Genomic DNA, 240 nt, shown 5'->3' on the forward strand with positions numbered 1-240 from the left:
ATCATCAGTCCTGGTATCGACCCTTATTTGCCGGTGTTTGATGGCGCACGTGCGAAAAAAATCGCGATTGTCAGTGATATTCAATTGTTCCATGAAGTAGCTAAACAGCAAAATATTCCGATTATTGCAATTACCGGCTCTAATGCCAAAAGCACCGTCACTACACTGGTTGGCGAGATGGTTAAAAATGCGGGGTTTAAAGTCGGTGTCGGTGGTAACTTGGGAACACCCGCGCTTGAT

Annotated in this window: 1 pseudogene; it reads left to right on the plus strand. The window is 45.4% G+C overall.

Annotated features, from left to right (window positions below):
* A pseudogene (locus tag ACSNOD_RS32055) lies at positions 1 to 240 on the plus strand (hypothetical protein); the annotation flags it as partial.

The sequence above is a fragment of the Streptomyces sp. URMC 123 genome, from assembly GCF_051386515.1.
Taxonomy (GTDB): domain Bacteria; phylum Actinomycetota; class Actinomycetes; order Streptomycetales; family Streptomycetaceae; genus Streptomyces.